Here is an 18,215-nt window from a genome sequence, read left to right as displayed (position 1 = left end):
AGTTGGTTTACAGGGTCCACTTTTCGGGATGGTTAATCATGGCAACAAGCATTCGTAGCACCTCTTCGTATCGTTCGTTCAGTTCGTTGCCCACATTGGAGTCGATGTATTCATGAGCCACTGCAAAGTCGATCCAAGTTTGAGTTTCAGCGGCCTCGCCTTCGGCAATGTTCATTGTGCTGAGGAAATGTTTTTCGTACCGACGCTTTCTCCACGCTTCCGCAAGATTCGCAGAAACACTTCGAGAAGACCGGCGGACTTGGTCTGTCAACGAGAATATTTCCTCTCGAGGAAATTGCTTCGTTGTCTGGAACACCTCGCAAGCTGCAGCAAAGGATTTTTGATACACCAACAAATCTCGATGGCTTTTAATAATGCTCATGATTGTAACTTCCTAATACGCGAAACTGGAAATTCGACCTCATGATACCTTTTCTTTCCGCTCCGTTCTCCTCACTCCTCACTCCTCACTGATCCTATCAAATGCTTAACCTGCTGATTCGTTTCTGCGTTCGTGAGCCTTGGCTCGTGGTGCTGATGACGATCTGTCTGTCGGTCGGCGGATGGTTTGCTTATCAAGCCATTCCGATCGATGCGATCCCGAACGTGGGCGAGAACCAAGTCATCGTGTTGACGCCGTGGCCAGGTCGGTCGCCCAAAGACATCGAAGACCAAGTCACGTATCCGCTCAGCGTGTCACTGCTGGCCGTGCCGGGTGCCGAATCAGTGCGTGGCAAAAGCATGTTTGGGTACAGCTTTGTGCAAGTCACGTTCAAGGACGAGATCGACTTCTATTGGGCACGCAGTCGTGTCTCCGAACAGCTCGGTAGCGCCGCGTCGCAATTACCCGACGGCGTGGTTCCACAGCTCGGTCCCGATGCAACGGGGCTTGGACAGATCTACTACTACGTCCTTCAGCCGCCCGAGGGCGGAATGGGGTTGGCGGAGCTTCGCAGTCTGCAAGACTTCGTTGTCAAATTTGAATTGCAAGCGGTCGAAGGGGTCAGCGAGGTGGCCTCGATCGGCGGTTACGTTCGCCAGTACCAGATCGAAGTCGATCCCGACAAACTGCGCTTCCACAACATCACACTCGATGCGGTTGCGATGGCGATCAAAGGATCGAACTTGGACGTCGGCGCGAAGACGGTCGAGACCACGGGGATGGAATTCATAGTCCGGGGCAAAGGATTCTTGGGCAGCGACGGCGATAAAAATCAAGCGATCATCGACTTGGAACAGACGGTGATTCTGCAGCGTGATGGCGTGCCGGTGCACTTGAGGGACGTCGCACGCGTCCAACTCGGGCCTGATTTTCGACGGGGTGCCCTGGACTACAACGGCGCCGAAGCGGTCGGTGGCGTTGTGGTGATGCGGTACGGCGAAAACCCGCGTGCGGTGCTCGATCGGATCAAAGAAAAAATCGCGGCGATCCAGCCGGCACTCGGTGGTGTCACGATCCAGGGCGTCTATGACCGCAGCAGCCTTATCGACGAAACGATGGCCACGCTGACGCACGCACTGCGCGACGAGATTCTGATTACCGCCGTGATCATCCTGCTGTTCCTATTGCACATTCGCAGCAGCTTTGTCGTTGCGATCAGTTTGCCCGCCGCGGTTTTGATGTCGTTCATCGCTATGCACGTCGTCGGGGTTGAAGCCAATATCATGTCATTGGCGGGGATTGCGATTGCAATCGGTACGATGGTCGATATGGGGATCATCGTCTCGGAGAATATTTATCAGCATTTGGCGGAGTGGGAAAAAAGCAGTGAGGAGCAGGGAGTGAGGAGTGAAGAGAGGGAACTGCCCGTCTCCTCACTGACCTCTCCTCACTCCTCACTTTCCTCTCCCCCTCTGAAATCGCGAAGCGACGTCGTCTACGAGGCGACGATCGAGGTGGCTCCCGCCGTGGTGACTGCGGTGGCGACGACGATCGTTAGTTTTCTGCCTGTCTTCTTTTTGACCGGACGCGACTTCAAGTTGTTCTCACCGCTCGCTTATACCAAAACGTTTGCGATCGCGGCGGCGATGATCACCGCGGTAACGATTGTGCCTGCACTTAGTCGCTTGTTGCTTCGCAGTGCCAACTATCAAAAGCGAACCGCGCTGGTTGCCGGCATCGCGCTGGCAATTCTGCTCGCGACGGCGGCTCATTTTCTATGGGGAAGTCGTCTTGCCGAGTGGTTGGCGATTCCCGTCTGGGCCGTATCCGCAGCGACAGCCGTATTGGGGTTTGTACTGGGGTGGCAACTGTTGCGTGAGCGGATTCGTCCGATCGAAGAGATCCCGTCGAGCCGATTTGTCCGCTGGATCTATGCTGCCCGCTTACGTTACGCCCTGAACAACAAAGTCATCGCGTTGTCGTTTCCTGCGATCTTGTTGGTGTTGGGCGCTGGAGCCTATGTCGGCATGCCCACGGTCATGCGGCCGGTCGAAAAGGTCGCCAGTTGGTTCGGTGCCGATCTGAACGAATTTCCGGGCTACGTCGATGCAAAACATATCTTCACGGGATTACGCAGTGATGATTGGATCGCACTGGACGAAGGCAGTTGGTTCTACATGCCGACGCTTTATCCGGCCGCCAGTTTTTCACAGGCGATGCAGGTGTTGCAGACACAAGACGTACTGATCGGCCAGATCCCCGAGGTCAAAGATGTGCTCGGGAAGATCGGACGCGTTGAATCGGCACTCGATCCAGCGCCCGCCGCGATGGTGGAAACCTATGTGATGTTGAAGCCCGAAAGCGAGTGGCGCGAGGGAGTGACGGCGCGTGACGTTTGGGACGAAATCAATCGCGTCGCCACCTTGCCTGGGGTGACGCCAGCCTCGGCGCTGCAACCGATCGAAGGCCGAGTGGTGATGCTGCAAAGCGGCATCAAAGCTCCGATGGCGATTCGCGTGTATGGCGATGATTTACAAACGCTCGCCGATGCCGCGATGGCTGTCGCCGCAACGCTAAAGCAGTCTCCGTATATCAATGCAGGGACGGTAAACCCCGACATCGTGCTAGGGAAACCGTATGTCGAATTTTCGGTCAATCGCGAAGCGGCGTCGCGGTATGGGATGAGTGCCTCGAAGGTCAACGAAGTCATCGAAACCGCACTGGGCGGCATGAATTTGATCAAGACGGTCGAGGGACGTGAACGCTACCCCGTTCGACTGCGTTATGACCGAGACCTGCGAGAACACATCGATCAATTGAGTCGATTGCCAGTCGTTACCGACAGCGGTGCGGTGGTACCGTTGGAGGAACTGGCGACGCTGGAGACCACCTGGGGCCCTGGTGCAATCAATAGCGAGAACGCTCGCTTAGTGGCACACGTGTCGTTTATGGCCAACGGCGCGGCGGGCGATTTAGAGTCGGTATCGGCCATTGAAAAACAATTGCTTGAAGCTCAGGCACTGCCCCCACAACATCCGAATCATCTGTCGCTGCCACCAGGCTATTCGCTCGAAGCCGTGGGGAGTTTTCGCAATCAAATCGAAGCCAACCAGCGATTGATGTGGATCATTCCGCTGGTGATTTTGATCAACCTGATGCTGATCTACATGGAGTTCCGTAACCTGCCGATTGCGATGGCGGTCTTTACCGGAATTCCCGTGGCGTTTGCTGGCGGAATGGTTTTGGTGGGATGGATGAATGTGGAATTGAACACCGCGGTTTGGGTCGGCTTCATCGCGTTATTCGGTTTGGCCGTCGACGATGGAGTCGTGATGGCGACCTACATTCACCAATTGCTACGGAAACGAAAAATCGAATCGGTCGAAGACATTCGCAACACGGTGTACGAGGCAGGATTGAAACGCATTCGACCTTGCATGATGACGACCGTAACGACGTTGGCGGCGCTAATTCCGGTCTTGATTGCCACGGGACGTGGAGCCGACGTCGCCCGTGCGATGGCGATTCCCGTGTTCGGCGGGATGTTAGCCGAACCGTTTACCTCCTTCATCGTGCCGACGCTCTACAGCGGCTATTTGGAAATGAAAATGCGATTGGGATTCAACGACACGTTGTGGCAGCGTAGCGACGACAACGTTGAGGATTCCACCGCGATGACAGAACCGAAGCACTTAGCAGCGAGTGATGCTCATGTTTAGTGGCATGAAAAAAACGTTCGCAAAACACTGGGCGGTTCGCGCCGCACCGCGACATCGAACCTCGTTTAACGCCAACGCCGCAAGCCGAGATTTATTGGTCAATGAATCATTTCCCTTACATCTACCTCCGAAAAAAACACCTTCTTCGTGAAGGATTCTCGTGATCAAGCATCCAATCGGTGACGGACACCATTGGAATGGAAACCCTGTCGAAAGATTCCCCCCAATTTTAAGAGAGAGAACAAGGATGAAACGCAATTTACATTTTGCACTGACTTTGGTTGCCGGTGCCTTTGCGACGGGATCGCTGTCGGTCAACGCACAAAACCTTGAAAACCACGCTGGACATAGTCATGCCGCCCACGGTTCATCGGCCGTGGCGACTGCCGAGCAACCGGTGCAAGGACCTCATGGAGGATCGTTGCGACAAACCGGCGGGGTGCAACTGGAGACCGTGGTTTCTCAAGGCGGGATCCAATTGTTCGTGTATGACCGCGCCGGAACGCCTGTTGCGATAGAGCAAGGCCGAGGGGCGGCGTCCCTTCGCGTCGAAGGAAACGCAAAACGTTATCGCTACGATCTGCTTCCCGACGGCAAAGGCGGTTTGTCGTCAGCAGTGAACTTGTCGGCAATCGCAGGACGACAAATCGAGATCGATGTTCAATTGGTCGGCGTGCCGTCCACGAGTGGCCAAGCCGTTGTCTTTAAAGAAGTGGCGACGGTCCCGGCCAGCGAAACCCAGCTTGCCGCCGCGGCGATTGCGCGACAAAAGATTTGTCTTGTTTCTGGCAAACCACTGGGCAGCATGGGCGATCCCATTGGCGTCGATATCAACGGACAAACGGTCTATGTCTGTTGCGCCGGATGCGTCAACGCGGTGAAATCGAATCCTGCGAAATATGCAGCCGGACGCCCGGAAATCACCGTCGCCAGCGCCACCGCTGCGGACGCTGCCTTGGTGGCAAAGCAGGCCACGTGCCCTGTCATGGATGAGCCGCTCGGCAGCATGGGACAGCCGGTCAAAGTGACGATTGGGGACAAACCTATTTTCTTGTGTTGCAAGGGATGTGTCAAAAAGATCAAAGCAGAGCCAGCCAAATATCTGGCCATGGTCTACGGCGACTCGGCGCCTGCGGAGGAATCGACGACTGCCGGAAAGCATGCCACAGCGAGCGTTCCCGCCCAAGGGGAACAGGTGCGTGAGGGTGTGTTCAAAGTCAGCCCGGCGGATGCACCTTACATTGCCGCACAAAAGCAATGCCCGGTAATGGACGAACCGCTCGATGCAATGGGCGGCCCGTTCAAGGTCAATGCGGCTGGCAAAGCGATCTACATCTGCTGCCCAGGCTGTGCGAAAAAGATCGCTGCCGATCCGGCAAAGTATTTGGCGATTCTGAAGTCACAAGGCGTTGAAGCACCTGCACTACGTTAATCACGTTGGGAGTAAGAGCGGTGGAGGTTGAGGTGAACCAATGTTTCCTTGTCTCCCAACTCCCCTTCTGGTCTCGCGGGGGTGGTGTCCGTTGGATTCGTGGCTTTGGCCATGATGACACGCACGCCGCCCCTGCCTTTTCCGCATCGGCCCAGGTCCATAGAAGGTGTCAGTGCAAGCCGCTCGGCTTTCCAAGCCGATAGCGTTCATTCACCCGCAGCAGTCCGCACTAGACGCGGATAAGACTAAACGCAGAGTCGCTGAGAGCGCAGAGCAAATGCTTCTTACCCCCCCCCGCTACTTCTCTGCGCCCTCAGCGTTTCTGCGTTTAAAACTCCGCGACCTACCATTGCATTTTACTCATCCCGCTAAAATCCAGGCTTCAGCCGGCGCCCATGCCAGCGTTCGAGACCAGCCCAATTGAAACGTGCGGCAACATGTAACCACCTTTGCAATGCTTGTAAAGCCAATTCGTTTAGGCAACACCCATAAATTGTGGTAGGCTGGTTCCCCGCTTTTGCGTTTCGATCCGCGTTCATTAAGGCGGATCTACGCGACTCATCTTCTTCTCATTGGATGCGGGGCACCCAGGCAATGAACACTTCTTCTCACAGCGGCACAAGTCCTTTGTCGACGCGTTGGCTGGGCGTCTACCGCGATGGCCGACTGTACACGCAGCCCCGCGGCCGCTACGCGCCTCGCGAAGCGATCGAGGACTTTTTGTCGAGCCGGCTAGCCGTGATCGATCTCGATTCCATTCGTCCCACCGCGGCCGAGTTTATGCGAATCATCCGGCGTGAACTAAAAATCAACTTCTTTACCTTCAACACGCAATCGAATTACCGTAGCAATCTGAAATCATTTTTACGTTGGTTTGGCAACGCACCGCACGCGATCACCCGCGAGCACGTTCGTGATTACCTCGAATACTTGGTGGATGCGGGCCTCGACTCCTCCACCGTTTCGGGGCACTTATCGGTCATTCGCACGGTATTCGACAAAATGTGTTTTCGCGAGATCACGCTCGGGATCGCCACGCCCCGAAAACCAAAACGCAAACCAGTGATCCTCAGTACGGCCGAGATCCAGCGGCTGCTGCAAGCGACACCCTCTCTGCGAGACAAACTTTGCTTGGGGTTGATGTACGCAACCGGAATGCGGGTCAGTGAAGTGGTGCGACTGCGGTATCGCGACATCGATTTTGATCGCGGAGTGATCAGCGTTTGGCAAGGCAAGGGATGCACCGATCGATCGGTCACATTGCCCAACAGCTACCGGCCGCTGCTGAAAAATCTCGGCGAGCAGCACGACGCGGCGGAGTATGTTTTTCCGGGCGAAAAACGAGGACGATATCTTTCGCCGCGGACGGCCGAGCGGATCATGGCTCGAGCGGTGAAAATTGCGGAGATCAAAAAACACGCCACGCCGCACACACTACGTCACTGCTTTGCCACGCACAGCTATGAAAATGGCTGCGACATTCGCCGTATCCAAAAAGCCCTCGGACATGTCAATCTGGAAACGACGACGATCTACGTGCACATCGCTCGCCCAGGCGAAGGCATGCTGCCCAGCCCGCTGGATCAAATCGATTCGGCCGCCAGCGTTGATCCCACCGCCTCCGTCGATTCCGCGATCCCTGCAAGGCCAATCAAAACACGCGATGCCAAGCGAGCCGGTTTTTTGCGATTGCATTTCAAACCCGAATACGACGCGGCAGGCGATTTGTTATCGAGCCGAGTGACGATCGGCGTGCAAAACGGAGATCGTCCGATCTATTTCACCGGCATCACCGCGACGATGGAGCGGCCAGGATTTGTGACGCTATCGATTCCGCCCGAAGAGCAGTGGAGCGACTCACTCCGCTGGCTCACGCGAGAACAGCAAGAGCGATTCGCCACCGCCGAGTTTTTCAAAATGTTGCAAACACAAATCACCTGCCGCTACCTAAAATTCCCCAGGCGCCAGCCGGTGTAACCCACCGCAACGGGGCGTCATCCGGAATAAGCTTCAGTCAAAACCCGTCGATTCCGCCAGACGCGTCGCTAAGCGTTCGCACATTTGCCGCCCCCGAACACAAAACGCATACGACAAACCGAAAAATTTTGCAGCAACGATCTGTCCCCCGAGAGTAAAAAGCGATTAAAATCAGCAATCTCGTTTAGCGAGCCTCCGCCGTGGAGCCTCACCCCCATAAAGTACGACACATCGTCGTACATAACTACGTTGTCCAACCCAGCAAACTCTGATGGCCAAAATCTGGAAAGGCGAACGTTCGGCCCCTGCCAACCATTTTCACGGTGGCCACCCAATGGGCGGCGGCTTCGTGGACTCGCCTTACGCTGCGCCTCCACCAGAACCGTCTGGCCATCCCACACTCGACCCCGGCGTTGCGTACTTCGTGCGTGTTTGCGGGTTCACCTTTGAGTTCTGGTCGGTTGCTCAAATCCAAGTCGCGCTCGAGTTCTACCGCGACAAAATCCATCCAAGCACTCGGATGCCCACGTGGGGCGAACATGACGTGACGCAACGTTGGTACGAACGCGTTCCTCAATACCTGCAGAAAACCGGCAAGCGAGAACGCGTAATCAAGGCACTCGAACGCGCGTTGGCCGAATTCGCAGCGTAGGGTCGGACAACATGGTTTTTACGCTAGGCCTTCGGCACACCTTCCTTGGTTGGTCACGCGGGCTGGCATTGGTACAATTTTCTTAGCTCATACATCGCTCGCTTCGTTTATGGCGGTGTCGTAAAAACCTTCCGTTGTGCGGCCTACTAATCACGAAACCAATGGCAATCTACCGCATCGACGTCCGAACTGATGACGCCGAAGCATTCTCGCTTTGGTTGCGCGACAACGTGCCAACAACTGCGTTGGTGCGCTCGGTCGGATACGGCGTCCGGGACGGTTGGCACTTCAAGAACGTTTTCTCTGATCGACAGGTCGCTCAGGATTTCCACCGTCATTGGTTTCCCGACGCCGAATCGCACGACATCGAGGCTTTCGGCGATTCCAAGCCGTAGGCCGCACAACATGGTTTTTACGCTAGGCCTGCGGCACACCTTCCTTGGTTGGTCACGCGGGCTGGCACTGGTACATTCTTTCGTAGTTCAGGCATTGTCCGCTTCGTTCAGGGCGGTGTCGTAAAAACCTTCCGTTGTGTGCCACAAGTAAATCATTCATGGAAACGTTTGACGACCTCGGCATGCCGTTCCCGTTGTTCAAGGCTCCGGTCGCCCATGCCAGAACCGATCCCGCTGGTACTTGTAGCGTCTGCGGTACGCCCGCGACGATCCGATTCTGCGACGCTTGCTACCAGTGTTTTCGCGGCGGCAAGGTCGACAATGCTATCGACACCGAACTCGGGATGGTACGCGTAGAGGATGCTAGGTTGGGTCGCACTCACGGGCTTCCACTCGGCAATCCGCCCGTTCTGGGCAACTACGAACTCATTCCGCAACCCGTTGATCCGAACTTCCCTGACGAAACGTGGTATCACGTCCGGATCGACTCTCAACATTTGTTCGAGATCATTCGGACGCCTGATTACTACTCATGGCAAGGGGAACGTTGGCAATTCTGCTGCAACCGACCGTGTGCTTTCCTCGGTACTTTGCCTGCAGGCGCGCTTCCTGATTCCGAATCGCCCGCGGATGCTATCGCGAATTGGTTTCGGTTGCCTGACTGGGATGCGATTGGCGACACTGACTTTGGCCCGCTGACCTTCTACGTGTTTCAATGCGTTTCGTGTGGCGGGTTTCGTTATCACGAAGATTGCGATTGAACCCGCTCCAGTGGCACACAACATGGTTTTTACGCTAGTCCCTTCGGGATCACCTTCGCTCTTAGGCAACGAGCGTTCACGTTGGTACAATTTCACTTGTTCAAAGTCGCTCGCTTCGTTTACGGCGGTGACGTAAAAACCTCCCGTTGGCCGACGCAGGCTTTCCACAATGGCAACCGCTGACGATCATGACTATCGCGATCCACTCTGGGTTTCGACTCTTCACTGGTCGTTGATTGCGTTTGGCGTTGCCGCGCCTTGGATCCTGCACTTCACCGTCGCGTGGTGGGGCGCAATCTTCGCGATCATGGCTTTCACGTTGTTGTACGATTGGCTCTTCGTTCCGGATGGCAGCATTTGTATGGGCATTCCGTTCATGTTGCCATTCACGACATCACTGGCTCTGCTGTTGCTACAACTCGTTCTGCTGCTCCGGTGGTGCATAGGGCTATTTTCCGGTGGTTAGATTTCTGGCGATTCAGCGTCGGTCAACATGGTTTTTACGCTTGGCCGCTCTCCATTGGAGAATCGCTCGGCCATGAACGTCCACCGCTTCGGCTACGCTTTACTCCGATGGAGACAGCGGAACACCCTCGCTCTTGGTTCAAGCGGCGAACCGTTGGTACAATGTTCGGTGATTCGACATCTTTCGGTTCCGCAGGGACGGGTGTCGTAAAAACCTTCCGTTAGGCGTACCGAGAATGACCGATGTCGTTGCTCTTCTGGCTGCTGCATGGCGCGATGCCGCCGTCGATCTCGGCATTGAGGTGGTTGCGCCTTATTCGCTGACTCGCCCCGAATATCCACGACTGGAATTCCCGGCACTGGTTAAGCGATTTGGGCGGCCGCACGGTACGGTGGTAGACGTCTTCTCCAACCAGATTGGTAGCGGTCAGCTCGGCGAATCCTTGCTGCAAGACGGCTACTTTTACTCTCTCATCAATCCAGATGTGTACGTTCCGTATGAGCGTGACGCCTTTGTTGAGACGCTCGTTGATTGGGGCTGGTTTGATTCGCAACTCAATCCGCCGGATTGGTATAGCGACGCTGTCCGGAAGTCAAGATCCGCCTAACATGGTTTTTACGCTAGGCCTTCGGCACACCTTCCTTGTTTGGGAACGCGGGCTGGCATTGGTACAATCTCTCGTAGTTCACACTCGCTCGCTTCGTTTAGGGCGGTGTCGTAAAAACCTTCCGTTGGCGGACGCAGGCGTTCCATGAAACCGTCATCCTCGCGTCAAAAACTGGGCCTTGCGTTTCTCGTCGCTTCGATCGTCGCCGGTGTATTCCTTTCGTACCTTTGGGCCTGGCACCTCTCAAACCCAAGCGGAAAGTTTCCGACGCGTTGGTCCGTTTTTGAATTCAGCCTCAACATCTGGCTGGTTGTCGCTGTCGTCACTACGGTTCTCTTCGCCCTCCCGCTTTGCTTCGTTGCGACGTTTTCCAACTCGTCCACAACGTTGCGCGATTACTGGCTGACAATCGCTCTGGCAGTGCTTGTTCAAACGGCAATCTTTGCAGCGCCGCGGCTTTCTCTTGCATTCAACCCGTTTCTGCTTTTCGTTTTCGTACTTCCACCACTCGCGGGCTTGGCGTTCTTGGTCGCACGGCGTCCGCCAACATGGTCTGGCCGCTGAGTTGCGGCATCCATGCCACAAACGCCTTCCCACTTCATTTGACGCGGACTGTGGTTGTATGATTCTCTGGTTGGCCAACGTGTACCGCTTCGTTGAGGGGCGGCGTCGGCCAGACCGACCGTTAGGCGACCTCAGTCTTCTCAAATGGATGACGTCCAACTCTTTGGCGAACTCGATTCCTGGCCGTCAATGCACGACATGGCCAGTATTCTCACCCGCGCTGGACTCACCGTGACTGTTGGGCGCTATTCTATTTGCCTCAATGATTTCGACCACTTTGTCCTTCAGGAATATGGAGGCGATTTGGGCGACCCGCAAATTGAATTCGAGGCTGACACGTTTTCTGAAATGTTGCGTGATGCTGGCCGCGTGTCACAGGTGCTCGCGGATGCAAGCCTCCGGCATCGTTTCGAGATTTACGACGATGCACATGAATTGGTTGGCTATCTCCATCATGACTGGCCTCAGTCGCCGGTCGCCTAACATGGTTTTTACGCTAGTCCCTTCGGGATCACCTTCCATGTTTCGCGACGCGGGTTTTAGTTGGTAAACTATTTGGCAATTCAGAGTCATTCGCTTCGTTTACGGCGGTGACGTAAAAACCTTCCGTTGTGCGCCTCATGGAAAATCCATACTCACCTCCCGATCCGGAAACGTCTCGTCCAATCGGCAATCAGCAAGGTAAGCGTGTCCGTTTGTCGGTGCCAGAAACCGGCGTTGTTGGCGTCATCATGTCTGCAATCATTCTCGCTATGGCTCCTGCTGTCGTGTCTGGGAAACACTCTCGCCCAACACAGGAGTTGAAAGCCGTAATTCACGCTCTGCCATCCTCGTTTTGGGGAATTGCAGCAGCATCAATCTGCGTTGGATGCACGCTGGCACTCGCACATTGGGCAGCACGCCATATTTTGCGGCGGTGAACGGCGTACAACATGGTTTTTACGCTAGGCCTTCGGCACACCGCTGTCGTTTGTTCGAGCCTCCATCTGGTGGTAGAATCTCTTGTTGTTCAAACTTGAATGGCATCGCAACGGCGGTGTCGTAAAAACCTTCCGTTGTGCGACTCAGCGTAATCCTATGGCACGTCGTAAATGGTATCGCGTTCTCCTAAACGATTCCGTGATGATGTTGCCATACTTCCTCTTGGTGCCTTTCATGGTACTTGCTCGCGCAATCGGCACCGCGTTCGGTGCGAACGACTACACGTTCCGCGAAAACGTTCGAGAGGCGATCGGCCCTCAACTGGCGGTGATGTCGGCCGTTGGGTTGGTCTATCTTGCGATAAACGGCCTGCGTTTACGTGATTGGCTGGCCACAGACGCCGATCCTCCAAATGAAACTCCCTCTGAGTAAAACGTCGCACAACATGGTTTTACGCTGGGCCGCTCACCGTTGGAGAATCTTCCGGCCATGAACGTCAATCGCTTCGGTGACGTTCTTCTCCGATGGAGACAGCGGCACACCCGCGCTCTTTGTTCAAGCGGCGATCCGTTGGTACAATGTTTGGCGATTCGACACTCTTTCGCTTCGTTCGGGGCGGGTGTCGTAAAAACCTTCCGTTGTGCGGGCAATCGTTCATGCGTTTTCGCTACCCAACGAAATCGGAATGGTGCGTCATTGCGGTGGTCGTGACATTGCTCGTTTTGCTTCTTCCAACCACGCCCCACTGGCGCGAGACGTCTAGCCAATCGTGCCATTTGTGCGGCAATCGACGCGTCTTGATTCGCGTTTACCGCTGGTGGAGTCTTCACAGCGACACAATCGAACCTGTTGTTGGAGCTGAATATCCGGTTCCCGAAGACCACACGCATGAATGGTGGCAATACAGTTCAACCTACAGCTCATGGTCTAAAAAATTGGCCTCCGACAACTCCTCGCGGTACAAAGATGGCCGATTCGCATGGACACCGTAATGCCGCACAACATGGTTTTTACGCTAGGCCTGCGGCACACCTTCCTTGGTTGGTCACACGGGCTGGCATTGGTACAATTTCTCGTAGTTCAGGCATCACTCGCTTCGTTTAGGGCGGTGTCGTAAAAACATTCCGTTGTCCGCACCGAGTCTTCCCTGATGGCAGGCAAACTGCACGTCTTCACTGGTTCGTTTCCATCGCGTGCTGACGCTTGCCTTTACACTGAAGCGCAATGGGAGCCCAAACCGGACGATTCCGTCAGTGACGAGGAGTACGCGGCGTGGGAGGATCGCAACCCGGTTTGGGGTTTTCGCAATGACCTTGGTGACGCCTACCTTGATTCGGACTTCATCGAGACCATCGACGGGCATCGCCGCTACAAATATCTTGAAACGTACTTGGTCAACGATGGCGATTTGAATGTTGTTCAATCCGCTGTTCCCGACGCAAACATTCTGCTTCTGGTGTTTCCGAATGCTCTCGGTGGCTTTGACGCAACACTTCGCTCAACCTCTAAACTATCGTATTGCGGCGAGTTTGATTTTCGCTGGCCGTAATGCCGGTTCACGGGCGGACAACATGGTTTTTACGCTAGTCGCTTCGCGATCACCTTCGCTCTTTGGCAACATGCGTTCGCGTTGGTACAATTTCACTTTCACGTGGTCACTCGCTTCGTTCATGGCGGTGACGTAAAAACCTTCCGTTACGCGACCTACCGTAAAGCAGATGCTTACGTTTTTACTCGCAATCGCAGTCGACCTTCTGACTGGTTCGACCCGAAAGGCACTGGAGGCCGTTGAGTCCTTTGAGCGTCCACCCATTTCACCATCTACACGGTGGTTGCGAACGACCGCACTGCTGTTCTTCCTGCTTGCGTCCGGGTGCCTGTTGTCTGCCGCTATCATCTTCACTGCCAATCCAAACAATGTCGTCAACGAATTTGTAGGCTGGGCTGGCGTTGCTTGTCTGCACGTCTGCCTCGTCTGTGCCTTTCGCTATTCATATCTCAACTCTATTCCGTAGTCTTCGGTCGCGTAACATGGTTTTTACGCTAGGCCTGCGGCACACCTTCTAACTTCGTCAACGCGGGCTGGCATTGGTACAATCTCTCGCAGTTCAAACATCGCCCGCTTCGTTCAGGGCGGTGTCGTAAAAAACTTCCGTTAGCCGCCGCCAGTCTTCTCTGAAATCATGCCTGAACTTTCGCCCACGCTTTTGAAATCCCTCGACAAAGCGATCGCGAGTCACAGCCTTGAATCGGTTGGTGACGCTATCCGTGCCAACGCCGCACCGTGCCTGTCGATCGTTGCCACTGAAACGGATGATTTCTCCACGACTGGCAACACTCGGTTTGGTGGTGAACCCGATCTCCCGAAAGATGCGTCCTGGCCCACTGACCCTGACGACAATGCCCGCTTTGCGAACTTCGTCGCACAAATCAATTTCGCCGAACTGCCGAACGTTGACGGTGATGACGTTCTCCCAAAAACGGGCGTTCTGTACATCTTTGTTCGCTTCATGGAGGCTGCAGCCAGCCCTGCCATCCTTGACACAATCTTCTACGACGGAGACACCTCGCAGTTAGAACGTCGCTCGAATCCGCCAATTGAATCCCTGTGCAACGAATACCTCGTTGACTTAATTCCGCAACGAATTTCTGCTGTCCCGTCGGTTTCAATCGCTAGCTATCGCAAGCAGTTTCGTTCTCACGTCGAACAGAACACGGCCGAAGTTGACGACGATGACGGTGAAATGCGATTGATGGACCTTGAATCTGACTTGTGTGCTGATGGGCAAATTGGACAGTTGCTTGGATTTGCCAATCCTGGTGACGACCAGGAGAACCTCTATCGCCAGGTGGTGCTCGCACTACTTGGCAAACGCCCGCTCGTCTACAACGACTACTGGGATTCGATGGAAGAATACGAGGCTTACATTGAAGAATGGCGTGATGACAAGAGCCTAGTCGCAATGTATCGCGACATGCATGATGGTGTTGTGTGGCTTACTTCAAATCGCGAGATGATTCAATCGCATGTTGATGAATGGCGTTTGCTATTGAGAGTTGACTCCAACTTCGAGATGAATCTCAACATAAACGATGCAGACCCGATGTACGTTTTCATCCGCAACGAAGATTTGGCGAATCGCGATTTCTCAAACCTCGCCTGCGAGGTCACTCAGGGGTAGGCGGCGGCGAACATGGTTTTTACGCTAGGCCTTCGGCACACCTTCCTTGGTTGGTCACGCGGGCCGGCGTTGGTGCAATTTCTCGTAGTCCAGACATCGTTCGCTTCGTTTAGGGCGGTGTCGAAAAAACTTCCGTTGTGCGACCTAACCGATTCACATGGCAACATCACCGAAGAATGAGCCAGACAAACCTGGATCCAAACTGATTGGGTGCGCCGTACTCGCTTCTATCGCCGTTGGCGTTATCGCCACCATCGGCGGTGTCGCCGCTATGGCAAACGCAAACGACTACACTGGTGGTGGCATTCTGATGTTTGCCGCAGCGTGCAGTTTCGGCCTGCTGGCGAACGCGCTGCTGCGTCGGTAGTAGACGGTCGTACAACATGGTTTTTACGCAAGGTCGCGGCTATTGTCGTTGGAGAGTCTTTCGGTGACTAACGGTCAAACGCTTCGGTCGCGTGCCATCTGGTGCAATCGCGATCGCCTTCGCTGTTTGGCGACGTGCGTTGGCTTTGGTAAAATCTTTCGTAGTTCAACGTCGTGCTCTTCGGTGGAGTGCGGTGACGTAAAAACCTCCCGTTATGTGCCCCTAGATATTTGGTTTGTCGACGTCGCCACGAATGACACGGACGATGTCCACGAATCCATTGGTGCGTCGGAAGAATATCACGTAGCTGCCCAGGTAGGTCGACCGGATTCCCTCGCCCAGTTCTGGACGCTCATCTCCAATCTCTGGGTGCTGTGATGCGAGTCGACATTTCTCGCGAAGCTTGGAAACCCATCGCCGTGCAGCATCGGGCTTGTCGTTGGCAATGAATCGAGCGATTTGTTTCAAATCGTCTTTCGATTGTGCGGAGTACCGAAGCCTCGGCATAAGATCAGCTTCCTTGCTGCGTAGATTCGACCTTGTCGATTTCTGCGTTCACTTCTGCGAATACGGTTTCTTCATCCAGGTGCTGACCGTTATCTAATTGGTCAATACCAACTTGAATTTCGGCTTTCAACTGCTCACGCCCCATTAACATCCGGACGCCTTCAATGATCGCCGCTTCTTCCGAATCGAATCGACCTTCAGAAACTAACGATTTTACAAACGCATTGATGTCACTCGGCAAATTAAGATTCATCATTCACTCCAATGCGCAGGGGCACATAACATGGTTTTTACGCTAGGCCCCTTCGGGGACATCTTCGCCGTGGATTCGACCGCGTCTTCATTATACAATCAAAAATAGATTCAGACTATCTTCGCTTCGGTGGCGACGATGTCGTAAAAACCTTCCGTTAGGCGACCTACCGTATTGGCCATGACCGACACCCCAATGCATCGTCCAGTCGCTAACTTCTCTCCGTCATCGCCGCCGGTCACTTCCGACACTATCGCGGATGTCTTGACGGCTCACCCAATTGTCATCGTCCACTTTTGGGCCGTTTGGAATGGCGTTGACCCACCCATGGATTCACGACTCACAGAGATTCGCGACCGCTTGCCGGATTCCGTTCATTTCACGTCCTGCAACATCGACGATCCTTCGTGCTTTGACTTTGCCAAATCTGTTGGCGTCCTCAACATTCCTTGGCTGTCGGTATTCGTCGGCGGGCAACACGCGGGCAATATCTGTGGGTTGCGCGACATTAACCCGCTCGCCACTGAATTGCTTGAACTCATCACTCGTGGTGACGCTTCCGCCGATTCACCGGTCGCCTAACATGGTTTTTACGCTAGGCCTTCGGCACACCGCTGTCGTTTGTTCGAGCCTCCCTCCGGTGGTAGAATCTCACGTTGTTCAAACTTGAATGGCATCGCAACGGCGGTGTCGTAAAAACCTTCCGTTGTACGCCCTAGGTGAATCTATATGAGTATCGACCTAACTGACCTCCGGAAACTTCCGGTATCCGAGAAACTCCGCATCGTCGAAGCTCTTTGGGACGACATCGGTGCGTCCGACGAGCCGGTGGTTCTTCAGCCGTGGCAGCGAGATGAAGCACAACGTCGCAGCGCGGAGCTGAAGGCTGATCCCTCAATTGCCATTGATCGAGACGAGCTATGGCGGCGAGTCAATGGCTGAACCGCTTCGCTTTCATCCACTAGTCGCCGATGACCTTGAGGCGGCCGCGAATTGGTATGACAATATTTCCCCTGAACTGGGGAGCCGTTTTCGGGCTGCGGTTGATTCTCGTCTTGATGCTGTTGAGCTTCGGCCCGAATCATATGGTATGGTTGACCCGCCATTGCGAGCCGCCCGTGTTGATCGGTATCCGTACCTTGTTGTGTTTGAACATTCCAGACTTGCAACGGAAGTGCTCGGTGTGTTTCATACCGCGTCCGATCCTGCGAAGTGGCGTGGACGAAAGCGGTAGCGTGACGATCGTACAACATGGTTTTCACGCAAAGTCGCGGCTGTCGTCGTTGGGGAGTATTTCGTTTGGTCACGTCGATCGCTTCGGTCGCGTCCCATCTGGTGCAAGTCCGCGATCACCTTCGCTCTTTGGCAATGGGCGTTCGCATTGGTAGAATCTATCTTCATTCAAAGTCACCCGCTTCGTTTACGACGATGTCGTAAAAACCTTTCGTTAGGCGACCTACCCGAATCCAATGGAAAACTTGGCCACTAGCGCAAGCGGTAAAGCCGTTTTTCATACTTGTTTGGCCCCGCCGTACACGCTCGATGCCGCGCCCTTTGGTGGTGACGCATTCGTCGCTCTGATCGTCAACAATGACGCCGACATTTCTTCCTCCGATCAATACGCAATCAGTCTCGCCCTCGTCAGGTTCGGCTGTCGATATGCGGTCTGCATGGGGCATGACTGCTCTTCTTGGGACGACTCGGTAGACTACGCGAACTTGGAGCTCGACCCAGAGCTGACCCCCGAGAAATTTGTGATGACAACGTGGCACGACAACGAATCCATTGATTCGATCGCCAACTTCTTTCTCAATACCACGGCCTACAACGACAACACATTTGTCAACTTCCTCGTGCTCTCCATTGGTCGCGATGATTCGCTGTTGGCCGAGATTCAACGCGAGTGTTCGGTCGCCTAACATGATTTTTACGCTAGACCTTCGGCACACCGCTGTCGTTTGTTCAAGCCGCCCTCTGGTGGTAGAATCGCTCGTTGTTCAAAACTGAATGGCATCGCAACGGCGGTGGCG

21 protein-coding genes are annotated in these 18,215 nt (G+C 54.6%); 18 read left to right on the top strand and 3 right to left on the bottom strand.

Features of this window, described 5'->3' with window-relative positions:
* Positions 1 to 7 precede the first annotated feature (7 nt).
* On the bottom strand, positions 8 to 382 hold the full coding sequence (locus Pla52o_RS15830) for a four helix bundle protein (protein ID WP_146595552.1): 375 nt from the start codon (positions 380 to 382) through the stop codon (positions 8 to 10).
* Positions 383 to 483: 101 nt separating this feature from the next.
* On the opposite strand from Pla52o_RS15830, the gene Pla52o_RS15825 reads away from it, so the two are divergent.
* From Pla52o_RS15825 to Pla52o_RS15760, 14 genes are all read left to right on the top strand, one after another.
* Positions 484 to 4,101, top strand: coding sequence for an efflux RND transporter permease subunit (locus Pla52o_RS15825; RefSeq protein ID WP_146595551.1), 3,618 nt, complete (start codon positions 484 to 486; stop codon positions 4,099 to 4,101).
* A 247-nt stretch (positions 4,102 to 4,348) separates the two neighbouring features.
* Positions 4,349 to 5,533 carry a hypothetical protein gene (locus tag Pla52o_RS26950; protein WP_197169272.1) on the top strand — a complete coding sequence of 395 codons (1,185 nt, stop codon included), beginning with the start codon at positions 4,349 to 4,351 and terminating at the stop codon, positions 5,531 to 5,533.
* A gap of 594 nt (positions 5,534 to 6,127) precedes the next feature.
* On the top strand, positions 6,128 to 7,510 hold the full coding sequence (locus Pla52o_RS15815; RefSeq protein WP_197169271.1) for a tyrosine-type recombinase/integrase: 1,383 nt from the start codon (positions 6,128 to 6,130) through the stop codon (positions 7,508 to 7,510).
* Between the two features lie 271 nt (positions 7,511 to 7,781).
* Positions 7,782 to 8,162, top strand: coding sequence for a hypothetical protein (locus Pla52o_RS15810; protein WP_146595549.1), 381 nt, complete (start codon positions 7,782 to 7,784; stop codon positions 8,160 to 8,162).
* Between the two features lie 161 nt (positions 8,163 to 8,323).
* Positions 8,324 to 8,557, top strand: coding sequence for a hypothetical protein (locus Pla52o_RS15805; protein ID WP_146595548.1), 234 nt, complete (start codon positions 8,324 to 8,326; stop codon positions 8,555 to 8,557).
* Positions 8,558 to 8,715: 158 nt separating this feature from the next.
* A complete protein-coding gene (locus Pla52o_RS15800) occupies positions 8,716 to 9,318 on the top strand; it encodes a CbrC family protein (RefSeq protein ID WP_146595547.1) in 603 nt (200 codons plus the stop codon).
* Positions 9,319 to 9,487: 169 nt separating this feature from the next.
* Positions 9,488 to 9,784, top strand: coding sequence for a hypothetical protein (locus Pla52o_RS15795; RefSeq protein WP_146595546.1), 297 nt, complete (start codon positions 9,488 to 9,490; stop codon positions 9,782 to 9,784).
* Positions 9,785 to 10,019: 235 nt separating this feature from the next.
* Positions 10,020 to 10,391, top strand: a complete 372-nt coding sequence (locus Pla52o_RS15790) for a hypothetical protein (protein ID WP_146595545.1) — start codon at positions 10,020 to 10,022, stop codon at positions 10,389 to 10,391.
* Between the two features lie 708 nt (positions 10,392 to 11,099).
* A complete protein-coding gene (locus Pla52o_RS15785) occupies positions 11,100 to 11,438 on the top strand; it encodes a hypothetical protein (RefSeq protein ID WP_146595544.1) in 339 nt (112 codons plus the stop codon).
* A gap of 594 nt (positions 11,439 to 12,032) precedes the next feature.
* A complete protein-coding gene (locus tag Pla52o_RS15780; protein ID WP_146595543.1) occupies positions 12,033 to 12,308 on the top strand; it encodes a hypothetical protein in 276 nt (91 codons plus the stop codon).
* A 224-nt stretch (positions 12,309 to 12,532) separates the two neighbouring features.
* Positions 12,533 to 12,868: a hypothetical protein gene (locus Pla52o_RS15775; protein ID WP_146595542.1), complete on the top strand. Its 336-nt coding sequence runs from the start codon at positions 12,533 to 12,535 to the stop codon at positions 12,866 to 12,868.
* A gap of 158 nt (positions 12,869 to 13,026) precedes the next feature.
* Positions 13,027 to 13,425 carry a hypothetical protein gene (locus tag Pla52o_RS15770; protein WP_146595541.1) on the top strand — a complete coding sequence of 133 codons (399 nt, stop codon included), beginning with the start codon at positions 13,027 to 13,029 and terminating at the stop codon, positions 13,423 to 13,425.
* Positions 13,426 to 14,059: 634 nt separating this feature from the next.
* Positions 14,060 to 15,058, top strand: coding sequence for a DUF1963 domain-containing protein (locus tag Pla52o_RS15765; protein WP_146595540.1), 999 nt, complete (start codon positions 14,060 to 14,062; stop codon positions 15,056 to 15,058).
* A gap of 157 nt (positions 15,059 to 15,215) precedes the next feature.
* Positions 15,216 to 15,425, top strand: coding sequence for a hypothetical protein (locus Pla52o_RS15760; protein WP_146595539.1), 210 nt, complete (start codon positions 15,216 to 15,218; stop codon positions 15,423 to 15,425).
* A 222-nt stretch (positions 15,426 to 15,647) separates the two neighbouring features.
* Here the strand turns inward: Pla52o_RS15760 and Pla52o_RS15750 are convergent, their stop codons facing one another.
* Together Pla52o_RS15750 and Pla52o_RS15745 are read right to left on the bottom strand one after the other, a co-directional pair.
* A complete protein-coding gene (locus Pla52o_RS15750) occupies positions 15,648 to 15,932 on the bottom strand; it encodes a type II toxin-antitoxin system RelE/ParE family toxin (protein WP_146595538.1) in 285 nt (94 codons plus the stop codon).
* 4 nt (positions 15,933 to 15,936) lie between these two features.
* On the bottom strand, positions 15,937 to 16,185 hold the full coding sequence (locus tag Pla52o_RS15745; protein WP_146595754.1) for a ribbon-helix-helix domain-containing protein: 249 nt from the start codon (positions 16,183 to 16,185) through the stop codon (positions 15,937 to 15,939).
* A gap of 180 nt (positions 16,186 to 16,365) precedes the next feature.
* Here Pla52o_RS15745 and Pla52o_RS15740 point away from each other — a divergent pair, with 180 nt between their 5' ends.
* The 4 genes from Pla52o_RS15740 to Pla52o_RS15725 all read left to right on the top strand — a co-directional run bounded on the left by Pla52o_RS15740 (position 16,366) and on the right by Pla52o_RS15725 (position 18,104).
* Positions 16,366 to 16,767: a thioredoxin domain-containing protein gene (locus Pla52o_RS15740; protein ID WP_146595537.1), complete on the top strand. Its 402-nt coding sequence runs from the start codon at positions 16,366 to 16,368 to the stop codon at positions 16,765 to 16,767.
* 147 nt (positions 16,768 to 16,914) lie between these two features.
* Positions 16,915 to 17,127, top strand: a complete 213-nt coding sequence (locus Pla52o_RS15735) for an addiction module protein (RefSeq protein ID WP_146595536.1) — start codon at positions 16,915 to 16,917, stop codon at positions 17,125 to 17,127.
* Positions 17,120 to 17,419, top strand: coding sequence for a type II toxin-antitoxin system RelE/ParE family toxin (locus Pla52o_RS27930; RefSeq protein ID WP_146595535.1), 300 nt, complete (start codon positions 17,120 to 17,122; stop codon positions 17,417 to 17,419). The genes Pla52o_RS15735 and Pla52o_RS27930 overlap by 8 nt, the downstream gene beginning before the upstream one ends.
* 244 nt (positions 17,420 to 17,663) lie before the next feature.
* Positions 17,664 to 18,104 (top strand): DUF7684 family protein, encoded by a 441-nt coding sequence (locus tag Pla52o_RS15725; protein ID WP_146595534.1) that lies wholly within the window; start codon positions 17,664 to 17,666, stop codon positions 18,102 to 18,104.
* The last annotated feature ends 111 nt before the right edge of the window (positions 18,105 to 18,215 follow it).

Origin of the sequence: Novipirellula galeiformis, assembly GCF_007860095.1 — a bacterium.
GTDB lineage: Bacteria > Planctomycetota > Planctomycetia > Pirellulales > Pirellulaceae > Novipirellula > Novipirellula galeiformis.
The sequence above is the reverse complement of the archived record's forward strand: the minus strand, read 5'-3'. Positions and strand labels throughout refer to the sequence as shown.